The following is a 10,535-nucleotide window of genomic DNA, read 5'->3' as shown; positions in this document are numbered from 1 at the left end:
GCCGTCGCCGGCCACGGCGCCGAACCGACGTCGCTGATCAGCTCACCGGAAAACGGCAAGCACGCCAGGGCACCCACCAGGCAGGCGAGAGTGGTGACTTGCAGCGCGGACGCGTACTGCAACGCGGGCTTCTGCGCGACCACTCCGCAAGCGGCACTTATCGCAGCCACCAGGCACAACAAGGCTCCGAGAATCGACGCCGCACCGTTGCCGGACATCGACGAACCGACCACGACCGCACCGAGGAACGACACCAACAAGCCGGCAAGCAACCGGGGCGGGAAGCCCTCGCCCAGCAACCATCCGCTCAGCAGCGCGGTCACGATCGGCCCGACGGCGACGATCATCGCCGCCGTCCCCGCGTCGACCTGCTGCTCGCCCCAATGCAGCGCCACCATGTAGCCGGCGAAGTTCAACACGCCGAACACCACGATGCCCGGCCAGGCGCGCCGCGGCGGCCACCCCTCCCGGCGGACCAGCAGCACCAGCACCAGGACCACGGCCCCGGCAAGCAGCCGCCCCAAGGCCAGCGCCCCTGGGTGATAGTGCTCGGCCGCGCTCCGGATCGCGACGAACGCGGACGACCACAGCAAGACCGACACGACGACCGCCGCCACGGCCTTGCGGCGCTCGGTCAGCACATTCGCCAACGACGACACAAACCAGCCTTTCCCAGACTCGCGCATGCCTACCGAATGCTCATCGACTGACTACCGCGACCGACTGCCCGCGTTCCCGGAGCCGCTAGTCCATCTCCGCCAGCGCGGGCTCACGCCGCTTCGCCGCGGCGCGCGGACGCGAGCGGGAGACGGCTACACCGGCCAGGCAGAGGGCACCCCCGACGATCGCGAGCAGGGCAGGAAGCTCGTCCAGCAGCACCCATGACATCAGCACCACGAGCGCCGGCGCGGCGTACGTCGTCGCCCCCATCTTCCCCGCGGTGGTCCGCGACAACGCATAGGCCCACGTGGTGAATGCAATCGCCGTCGGGAACACGCCCAGGTAGACCATGTTCACCGTCGCCGGCCACGGCGCCGTACCGACGTCGCTGATCAACTCACCGGAAAACGGCAGGCACGCCACCGCGCCCATGAAGCAGCCGTACGCGGTGATCTGCAGCGCCGAGCCGTGCCGCAGCGCAGGCTTCTGCGCCACCACACCCGCGGCGTACGTCGCCGCCGCGACCAGGCACAGCAGCACGCCGATGATCGAATCCCCGCCGTCGCCGGACATCGACACGCCCACCACGATCGCGCCGGCGAACGACACGGCCAGCCCGGCCATCAGCCGGGGCGGGAACCCCTCGCCGAGCAGCCAGCCGCCAAGCAGCGCGATCAGGATGGGCCCGATGCCCACGATCATCGCCGCCGTGCCGGCGTCGACCAGTTGTTCTCCCCAGTTCAGCGCCACCATGTAGACGCCGAACCACAGCACCCCGGACAGCACGATGCCCGGCCAGGCGCCACGCGGCGGTATGCCCTCCCGGCGCACCAGCAGGAAAATCACCAGCACCAAGGACCCGGACAGCAGCCTCCCCAACGCCAGCGCCCCTGGGTGATAATGCTCGGCCGCGCTCCGGATCGCGACGAACGCGGACGACCACAACAGGACGGTGATCGCGGCTGCGGCGAACGCTTTGTGGCGTTCGGTCAACGTCGGCACTCTGGCAGCCTCCCTCGGACAGCTTGTCGGCGCCAGCGATTTTGCCGACCGCCACCGACATTCCGGATGCATCAGGCAGGGCGGGCAAGCAGAACCCCCGCCGACACGCACCGCGAAGCCCTGACCGGGCGGCACACGCACCAACCGCCCCGCGACGGCGCCTGCCGCCGGGGACCGGCGGCGTCGGGAAGCCAGGAGATCAGATCTTGCTCAGCGCCTGCTCGAAGTCGGCAACAAGGTCGTCGGCCGCTTCTATTCCGCAGGACAGCCGCACCAGGTCGTCGGGCAGCCCGATCCTCGCCCGGTGGTCGGCGCCCACGCTGGCGTGCGAGGTGACCGCGGGTTTGGTGATCGTCGTTTCCACGCCGCCCAAGCTTGGTGCCACGTACGGCAGCCGCAGCGCGTCGAACAACGCGTCGACGGCCCGCTCTCCCCCGACGAGCCGGAAGCTGAGCATTCCCCCGAATCCGTCCAGCAGCCCGGCCGCGTACTCGTGGTCCGGATGGCCAGGCAGGCCGGGATAGTGCACCTCGGCCACTTCCGGCCGGGCGGCCAGGAACCGTGCGATCGCTCCGGCATTGGCGTTCTGCTGCCGCACCCGCACGCCGAGCGTCTTGATGCCCCTGGCCAGCAGGAATCCGGTGTGCGGGTCCAGGCTCCCGCCGAACAGGTTCTGGGTGGCCCGCACCTGCCGCACCAGGTCGGCGCGGCCGACGACGCACCCGGCGACCAGGTCGGAGTGGCCGCCGAGGTACTTGGTGGCGCTGTGCAGCACCAGGTCGAAGCCGAGCCGGATCGGGCGCAGGTTGACCGGGCTGGCGAACGTGTTGTCGACGATGCTGACCAGGCCGTGCCGCCGGCAGAAATCGGCGACTTCCCGCACCCGGCTGACCCGGATCAGCGGGTTGGAGATGGTCTCGACGTAGAGCGCCTTGGTCCGCGGGGTGAGCGCGTCCTGCCACGTCCCCGGCTGCTGCGGGTCGACGAACGTGTAGGTCCAGCCGAGCCGGTCGGCGAACTTGGCCAGCAGGCTCGCCGTCCCGCCGTAGAGGACGTTCGCCACCAGCAGGTGGTCGCCTGCCCGCAGCACGCTGAGCAGGGTCGCGGAGATCGCCGCCATCCCGGACGCGGTGGCCACCGCCGCCTCGCCCTGCTCCAGCTCGGCGAGCTTGTCGGCCAGGTACTCCTGCGACGGCGTCGTGCTCATCCGCAGGTACTGGATCTCGTCGTACGATTCGCCGGACCTGCTCTGGTAGACCGTCCCCTGGTAGATCGGGAAGACCAGCGAGCCCTCCGGGCCCGGCCTGCGCTCCCCCGCGTGCACCGCTGCCGTCTCGATGGATGCCATGCCGCTGAACCTACCGGCGCATCCCGGCGGCACGGCAGGGTTGGGACGCTTCCCACAGCGAGCGGTCAGCCCGCGACGATGTCCCCTGCCTCGGTGACGGTGACCTCGCGGGCAGGCAACGGATCCCTGGCAGGCCCCTTGGCGACGCGGCCGTCGAGCGTGAACTGCGACCCGTGGCACTTGCAGTTGATCAGGCCGTCGCTGACGCTGTCCACCAGGCAGCCCTGGTGGGTGCAGATTGCCGAGAACGCCTTGAACTCGCCTTCGGCCGGCTGCGTCACCACGGTTTCGGCGTCCTTGAAGACGGTGCCGCCGCCGACCTGGACGTCGGACGCCTTGCCGATCACGGTGCCCTTGGCCGGGGCCTCACCCCCGCCTCCGCCCCCGCCGCCGTCTCCGCAGGCCGCGAGGGCCGCGCCGGTCACGGCGAGCACACCGGTTCCGGCGATGGCGGTCCGGCGCGGGACGCCCGATGCGCGCCCGGCCGGCGTGGTCGAACGGTCCATGGTGGATCTCCGATCGCGTGGTGGGTTCGGCATGTTCGTCACAACGGATCATGCCCGCGCGGAGTTCAACACCGTGTTGGGTTCAGTACTCGACCTTGTCCGGGCTTTCCTGCCACGCCACGAACGGCCCGGTCTCGAAGCCGGTCCGGACCTGCCGGATGGACAGCCTCGTCCATTCCTCGCGCGGCCGGGTGAACAACTCGTACAACGCGCTGTCGTCGAATCCGGCGGCCGCGGCGTCGTGCCGGTCGGCCGCGTAGACCACCCGTTCGACCCGCGCCCACAGCGCGGCCGACAGGCACAGCGGGCACGGCTCGCACGAACAGACCAGCGTGCACCCGTCCAGCCGGAAATCGCCGACGGCCTGGCAGGCCCGCCGGATGGCCACCACTTCGGCGTGTGCCGTCGGGTCCAGGCTGCGGGTCACCTCGTTGGCCCCGGTGGCCAGTACCTCGCCGTCCCGGACCACGAGCGCGCCGAACGGGCCGCCGCCCTCTCCGATGCTCTCGATCGCCAGGCGAACGGCCTCGTCGAGCAGCTTGGCGTCATCCGGCCGGCTTGGTTCGCTGTTCACGGTCCCATCTTCGCTCCCCGGCCGCCGGCCGTCAGCGCCGGGCCCCGTCCGAGGGGCGTCCCCGGGTCACCGACGACGCCCCTCGGAACCAAGCGTCACGGAACGAGCGCAGGCCGCTGCTCGCGCGGATCCCAGTCGTCCAGTCCCGGAATGTGCCTGCCGAGCTCACCCGCCGCGGCCGCGCGAGCCGTCTGGGCGTCGACACCGGCCCACCGCCGCAGCATCGCGGTGGCGGCTTCGGCGTCCTCCGGGCGCAACGCGGCGATGTTCGCGCCGTGGTTGGCGCCAGGCGCGACGAACGTGGCCGAATCGCGGCCGCTGTCGGTGAACGGCTCGGCACCCCACGGGTCGTTCTCGCCGTAGACGAACAGCATCTGCTTGGACTTGCGCTTCACCCACCGGTCGACGTCGATCATCGGCCGGGGGTCGTGCTTGGCCCGCAGCTCCGGCGGCAGGCTCGAGTTGGCCTGGTACAGCTTCGGGTACCGGAGCAGGCCCTTGAGGTGCTTGAACTTCAACGTCGGCCAGCCGAGCTGGGTCGCCGCCTGGTAGTAGTACGGCGCGTACGGGAGGATGCCCTCGTCGGCGTAGAAGTCGAACCCGGCGACCAAGTCGATGAACTCCCAGATCTCGTCGGTGCTCGCCGTGGGCTCGGGAACGATGTCGCAGTCCTCCTCCAGCCAGTACTGCCAGAACGCCCACGCCACGTCCAGCACGGTCATCTCGAACGCCTTGTCGGCCGACCCGAAGACCCGGTCGAAGTGCAGACCGTGCTGCCGGGCGTAGTCCTCGTAGCGCTCGACCAGCTCGTCCCGCCGCTTGAGCGCCTCACGCTGCAGCGCCTCCAGCGCGTCCTGGCACTGCCGGCTCGAGCCGACCTGCTCGAAGAACTTGTCGTAGGCGCGGTCGGCGTTGTTGTGGACGTCGTTGGGGGCCACGTAGGCGACGACACCGTCGACGTCCTGGGGGTGGAACCGGCGGTGGTAGACCGAGGTCATGCCGCCCTTGCTGGCCCCGGTGGCAATCCACTTCTTGTGGTAGATCGGCTTCAGGGCCTGCACCAGCCGATGGTGGTCGGCCGCGGCCTGCTTGATGGTCAGCTTCGTCCAGTCGGCGTTCTCCGGCCGGGACGGGGTGAAGAACCGCTGCTCGACCGAGATCTGGTTGCCGTCCAGCAGCACGGTCGGCTCCGCCCGGAACGCCCGCTCCGGCATGCCGTAGCCGGTGGTGTGCAGGATCATCGGCCTGCTGGTGTCCCGGTGCAGCAGGGAGAAGCGCTGCTGGAACGTGCCGAGCCACGGACGCTCGTGGTCGATCGGCTGCTCGTAGGTGAGGAAGAAGAACCGGAAGCCCGGCGCCGGGGGTGGCTCCTCCTTGACGATCGTCAGCCCGTCGACCTGCTCGAGCCGGTCGACGATGTCTTGTCCGGCCTGGTGGGCTTGCCACGTGGCGGCCGCCGACCCCGGCTCGGCCAGCGCGGGCGCGGCGAGCCCGTACGCCGCCATACTCGCGGCGGCGGCCACCACCGCCACCGCGCGTCTGATCGTGATACGCACCTGAAATCTCCCTTGCGCCTGTCGCGTCACCGCATGTCACGCGGACAACCCGCGCATTCTGGCCGAGCGCGACGGGGTTCGGAAGATCCGAATGTCGGGTATGTGACAGCGGCGCAAACATGCCGCGATCTCACGCGGCGACGACACCGGCTGCGGCATGCTGGAAAAGCGGGAGCGAGCACTCGGGAGTTCACCAACGTGGCAGAAACAACCGCAGCACCGGCATCATCGGCCGTCGAACAGGTCCCCGTCGGCAAACGCGTCTATCTGCTGCTGGAATACGCCGTCCTGTTCTTCGGCGTCATCGCGGTATTCGACACCGTGGCCGACGGAGTCAGCCCTATTCCGTTTCTGGTCGTGCTCGGCGTGGGCTGCGCGATCTACCTGTACCGGCAGCCGGGCTTCGACCGGGAGGACCTGATCCGGCTTCCTGCGGTGCGCGAGCATGTGCCGTCGATTCTCGGCCTGTGGGCGGCCGCCACCGTCGTCGCGCTGATCTGCGTCGCGCTGCTGCTGCCGGAAGACCTCTTCGGCTTCCCGCGCAGCGACCCGGCCAGATGGGCACTCGTGGCGATCGCCTACCCGGTGTTCAGCGCCTATCCGCAGGAGCTGATCTTCCGCGCGTTCCTGTTCCGCCGGTATCGCCACGTGTTCGGCACCGGGCCGGGGATGATTCTGGCCAGCGCGGCGGCCTTCGGGTTCGCGCACATCATCTTCAGCAACTGGTTCGCGGTCGTCGCCACCACCATCGGCGGACTGCTGTTCGCCTACCGCTACCAGCGCAGCCGGTCACTGCTGGCCGTCTCGATCGAACACGGCCTGTACGGCCTGATGATCTTCACCGTCGGGCTGGGGCAGTTCGTCTACCACGGCGCGGGCTGACCCGGCCGTCACCGCTTGCCGCCCGGCCGCGGGGCCAGCATCCTGGCCAGGACGCCGACCATGACCGCCAGCAGCCCGACCGCGATGAGCTCCGGCGCACGCGGCTGCGGCTTCTTCGGTGGCAGGGCGTGCGCCTGGCCCGGTGAATCCGCCCGGTGCGCAACCGGGTCGTCCGGCCCGGCCAGGCCCAAGTCCGGGATGGGCGACGCCTGCTCCGGCACGTCCACCTGAGGCAGATCGCCGGGAAGGCCGTCGAAACCGGGGACCTCGCCCCGATCCGGCCAGCCGGTGCCGAGCGGATCGGGCAGCTCCGGCGGCGGGGTGTGCGTCAGCGGTTCCGGCGGCGCGGGCAGGTCACCCGGCGCCTGCTGCGGAGCGTGGTGCCGACGCGCCGATCCTTGCCAAGCGGACCCCGGCGACGTGTCCGATCCGGCACCGGAGCGCTGCTCGGCGGCCGCGCCCCCGGTGGATCCGGACGACCGGACCCCCGGGCCGGCCGAGGGTGGCTCGTCCGCACTCGCCGACGATTCCGTGGACTCCGTGGACTCTGCGGGGTCGGTGGGCTCGGTGGAACCCGTGGGCCCGGTGGACGTCGATGTCGTCGGTGGCGAGCTCGTCTCCGTGGTTTCCGTCGTCGTGGGTGATCCGGGAACCGGCGCCGTGGAGGACTCGCACGGCGGCGACGACGGAGACTCACCCGGCGGCTCGGTGCTCGGAGGCTCGCTGGACTCGCTGGCCTCGCCCGGCGGCTCGCTGCTCCCCGACGTGGGCGTGGTCGGCGTGGTCGCCGACGGGGCTTCGGTCGTCGTCGGCTCCGAGCTGGGCGCCGACGACTCCGACACCGTCGGGCCCGGGCTGCCGCACGGCGCCGATGGGACACCGTCCCAGCCGGCGCCCGCTGCACCGCTCCACAGCGCGACCCCGAGCACTCCTACGCTCACGGCGAGGCCGCCCGCCACCGCCACAGCGTTCGCCATCCGGCGAAATCCACGCGCCCGCATGTCGCCCCTCTGCTCGGGTCACCGTGCTGCCCCGACATGTCACCGGGACCCACCCCTATCGTGACGCACATCCGGGGGTCTCCGCAGAGCCTTTCGTCGTTTCCTGCACGTTCGGGTCAGCCTCGGTAGCGTGACGACAACGACCGCCGAAGCCCGCCAGGAAACGTCGTGATGGAGAAGGATTCGTGAAAATCGTCATCGACACCGACGTGTGCACCGGTCACGGCATCTGCGAAAGCATCCGCGACGACATCTTCCAGGTCGGCGACGACGGCCTGGTCCACCTGGTGACCACCGACTTCACCGAGGCCGACCGCGAGGACCTGATCGACGCCGTCGACCAGTGCCCGACGCAGGCGCTGCGCCTGGTGGACTGAGCGCCGGTCAGCTCGGCGGGTCGACGGAGCGGTCCATGAGCACGCCTTCGATCCGTACGCCGTCCGGCATGGTGATGACGGATCGTTCCAGCTCGCGGAAGCCGTACGCCCGGTACAGCGGCTCGCCCGGCAGCGTGGCCATCAGGATCAGCGTGCGGAAACCCTCGTCGGCCGCTGCTTTGCGGGACGCTTCCAGGATCGCCCTGCCGAGCCCGCGGCGAGTCCAGTCCGATCGCACGAACATCGCCCGGATGCGGGCCGATTCGGTACGCGGGTCGAGCAGGCGTTTGTCGTCGGCGCGGCTGCCGCGGCCGGTGAACAGCTTGGCGCGCCTGCTCCACCCGCCGCACGCGACGATCTCGCCACCGGCGTCGTAGACGTAGTAGGTACCGTCGTCGATCAGCTGCGGATCGACCTGTGCGATGTGCACCGCCGCGCTCGCCGTCTGTTCGGCGTCGTAGAACCGGGGGAACAGATCCAGCACCGACCTTTCCGCCAATGCGGCGATGCGCGGGATGTCCGCCCGGGTGGCCACCCGCAGCATCAGCTGCCTCCCCGCACGACCGGCCGGCCCGCCGCCGTGCGCGGCTTGTTCCACCGGAACGCTCGAGCACTCATGTCGCCAAAATAGTGACACCGGAAACCCGTTTGTCGTAGGCGCAGGCCCGGCAACCGGCGCCGCGCCATCACCCGGGCGGCGCCAATCGATCACCGACGACTGAACCGGCGGCCCCGCCAGGAACGTTCACCGCGGCACGGCTCGTCGCACCGGCCGTGTCACCTACCCACCACCCCCAACCGGCCGCCGACCGGCTGACCGCGCTGGTCGCCACGTTGACCCCGCAATTGCGGGACCACGTGCGTCGCTTCGCGGTGGGCCCGCAGGATTGCGACGACATCCTGCAGGACGTCTGGATGCTGTACCTGCTGCACCGGCATCGGATCGCGGACCAGGAACGCACGGCCGCCTGGCTGCGCACCACGGCATCGCGGCGTGCCCTGCGCCGCCGGCTCGACTCCGGCGCCGAGCGTGCCGACCAGGCCGCGGTGGAGCAGGCGCTGATCGACACCGCAGGCCCCGCCCACCACGCCACGGCGGCCGAGCAGCGCCGAGCCGTGCGGCGCGCCGTGGCCCGACTCGACCGGCGCGACCGGCTCCTGGCGGGGATCATGGCCACCCGCCCCGACCTCGGCTACCGCGCCATCGCCGAGCTGCTCGACGTGGCCATCGACAGCGTCGGCCCGCTCCGCCGCCGATGCCTGAACCGGCTGCGTGTCCTGCTGGCCGCGGAGGGCATCACCGACCCGGCGCCGTGACCGAAATCCGTTCGACACCCCCGGCGGCCGCGGCTACGTTGACGGCGGGATCGTCAACCTGTCTTGCGGAGGCCACGTGCGTACCCTGACCTACCTAGTCGCGTCGAGCATCGACGGTTACATCACTGGCCCGGACGGCGGCGATCCCACCGGCTCGATCTTCGCCGTCGACGGCGATCACATGCAGCCGCTGCTCGAGGCTTTTCCCGAGGTCGTGCCGACCCATGTGCGCGAACAGCTGAATTTCCACCCGGAGAACAAGAATTTCGACACCGTGCTGGAAGGCCGCAACTCGTATCAGATCGGCCTCGACTTCGGGGTCACCAACGCCTACCGGCACCTGGAGCACTACGTCTTCTCCACCACCATGACCGAGGCGCCGGATCCCGACGTGCATCTGGTGCGCACCGACCCGGTGGCGACCGTGCGCGAACTCAAGCAGCGGGACGGCATGGGCATCTGGTTGTGCGGCGGCGGCAAGCTGGCGTACACGCTGCGGCACGAGATCGACGAGCTGGTGATCAAGCTCAACCCGGTGGCACTCGGCTCGGGCATCCCGCTGTTCGACGGGCCGTTCGACAAGCTCGGCTTCACGTTGGCCGGCACCCGCTCGTTCGGCAGCGGGCTGGTGCTGCTGACCTACCGGCGTGCGTGACGACGTCCGTCACATCATCACGGCGAGCATCGCGCCCATCCCGGCGCTGCCGGCGACCCTGCTGACCGCCCTCGCCCGTTCGCCCCCGATGCCTTGCCCCGCGGGCGCCCGCAGCACGCGCGGAACGCCGACCGCGATGTCCACCGCGCAGTACGCCAGCGCCGCAACGGCGAGCGGCCAGTGTTCCAGTGAGCCGCCGTGTCCCGACATGGTCAGCCACGGATCCGCGGAATGATCGTCGTGCGGCACGGCGATGAGCATGTACGCCATGGCTGCGGCCATCACCGCGTGGTGACCGCATCGCGTGCTGCCGGACAGGCTCCGCCGGCGCCGCCACCACGCGGCGCCGAGCGCAACCGCCGCGGCCACGAAGATCGCCCGCCACCCGGCCAGCGGAACCGGCCCGCCGAGCGGGCTGACCATGGCCAGCATGCCCAGGCACATGAGCAGGTCGGCGGCCTCGTCCACGCGGTCGATCCCGGCACGACGACCGGCAAGGTCGCCGGCGAGTGCCAGCCGATACGCCGACGACGCCGCCATGATCGCGAAGAACACCGACCACACCCACAGCACGGCGACAGGTGCGTCCATGATCTTGACCGTGCACCGGCGAAGCGCCGTTGTCAGCCCGCAACCGTGTGACTACGCAGAGTGTTG

At 70.4% G+C, this 10,535-nt stretch carries 13 protein-coding genes; 4 read left to right on the top strand and 9 right to left on the bottom strand.

Annotation, left to right across the window (positions count from 1 at the left end; translation table 11 throughout):
- From CXP56_RS01895 to CXP56_RS01870, 6 genes are all read right to left on the bottom strand, one after another.
- Positions 1-659 (bottom strand): DMT family transporter (locus CXP56_RS01895; protein WP_286899399.1); only part of this gene is annotated, 659 nt, incomplete at its 3' end.
- 85 nt (positions 660-744) lie between these two features.
- Positions 745-1,653 (bottom strand): DMT family transporter, encoded by a 909-nt coding sequence (locus CXP56_RS01890; RefSeq protein WP_245566725.1) that lies wholly within the window; start codon positions 1,651-1,653, stop codon positions 745-747.
- 208 nt (positions 1,654-1,861) lie between these two features.
- The gene (locus tag CXP56_RS01885) at positions 1,862-3,010 is read right to left on the bottom strand and encodes a trans-sulfuration enzyme family protein (RefSeq protein ID WP_028848831.1); all 1,149 of its coding nucleotides are present in this window, start codon (positions 3,008-3,010) and stop codon (positions 1,862-1,864) included.
- A 65-nt stretch (positions 3,011-3,075) separates the two neighbouring features.
- Positions 3,076-3,516, bottom strand: a complete 441-nt coding sequence (locus CXP56_RS01880) for a QcrA and Rieske domain-containing protein (protein WP_028848830.1) — start codon at positions 3,514-3,516, stop codon at positions 3,076-3,078.
- A gap of 82 nt (positions 3,517-3,598) precedes the next feature.
- The gene (locus CXP56_RS01875) at positions 3,599-4,090 is read right to left on the bottom strand and encodes a nucleoside deaminase (RefSeq protein ID WP_286899393.1); all 492 of its coding nucleotides are present in this window, start codon (positions 4,088-4,090) and stop codon (positions 3,599-3,601) included.
- 95 nt (positions 4,091-4,185) lie between these two features.
- A complete protein-coding gene (locus tag CXP56_RS01870) occupies positions 4,186-5,646 on the bottom strand; it encodes a S28 family serine protease (protein ID WP_286899391.1) in 1,461 nt (486 codons plus the stop codon).
- 198 nt (positions 5,647-5,844) lie between these two features.
- On the opposite strand from CXP56_RS01870, the gene CXP56_RS01865 reads away from it, so the two are divergent.
- On the top strand, positions 5,845-6,528 hold the full coding sequence (locus CXP56_RS01865) for a CPBP family intramembrane glutamic endopeptidase (RefSeq protein ID WP_286899389.1): 684 nt from the start codon (positions 5,845-5,847) through the stop codon (positions 6,526-6,528).
- A gap of 8 nt (positions 6,529-6,536) precedes the next feature.
- Here the strand turns inward: CXP56_RS01865 and CXP56_RS01860 are convergent, their stop codons facing one another.
- A complete protein-coding gene (locus tag CXP56_RS01860) occupies positions 6,537-7,505 on the bottom strand; it encodes a hypothetical protein (RefSeq protein WP_286899387.1) in 969 nt (322 codons plus the stop codon).
- Between the two features lie 209 nt (positions 7,506-7,714).
- On the opposite strand from CXP56_RS01860, the gene CXP56_RS01855 reads away from it, so the two are divergent.
- A complete protein-coding gene (locus CXP56_RS01855; RefSeq protein ID WP_028848826.1) occupies positions 7,715-7,906 on the top strand; it encodes a ferredoxin in 192 nt (63 codons plus the stop codon).
- Positions 7,907-7,913: 7 nt separating this feature from the next.
- Here the strand turns inward: CXP56_RS01855 and CXP56_RS01850 are convergent, their stop codons facing one another.
- Positions 7,914-8,450: a GNAT family N-acetyltransferase gene (locus CXP56_RS01850; RefSeq protein ID WP_038045864.1), complete on the bottom strand. Its 537-nt coding sequence runs from the start codon at positions 8,448-8,450 to the stop codon at positions 7,914-7,916.
- 230 nt (positions 8,451-8,680) lie between these two features.
- On the opposite strand from CXP56_RS01850, the gene CXP56_RS01845 reads away from it, so the two are divergent.
- On the top strand, positions 8,681-9,223 hold the full coding sequence (locus CXP56_RS01845) for a sigma-70 family RNA polymerase sigma factor (RefSeq protein WP_051310414.1): 543 nt from the start codon (positions 8,681-8,683) through the stop codon (positions 9,221-9,223).
- Positions 9,224-9,299: 76 nt separating this feature from the next.
- A complete protein-coding gene (locus CXP56_RS01840; RefSeq protein WP_028848824.1) occupies positions 9,300-9,878 on the top strand; it encodes a dihydrofolate reductase family protein in 579 nt (192 codons plus the stop codon).
- 9 nt (positions 9,879-9,887) lie between these two features.
- On the opposite strand, the gene CXP56_RS01835 is transcribed toward CXP56_RS01840, so the two are convergent.
- Complete coding sequence (locus CXP56_RS01835; protein WP_028848823.1) at positions 9,888-10,469, bottom strand: DUF5134 domain-containing protein; 582 nt, start codon at positions 10,467-10,469, stop codon at positions 9,888-9,890.
- Positions 10,470-10,535: the final 66 nt, after the last annotated feature.

It is taken from the genome of Thermocrispum sp. (genome assembly GCF_002919275.1).
GTDB lineage: Bacteria > Actinomycetota > Actinomycetes > Mycobacteriales > Pseudonocardiaceae > Thermocrispum > Thermocrispum agreste.
Note: the sequence above shows the minus strand (reverse complement) of the source record. Positions and strands in the feature narration are given on the sequence as shown.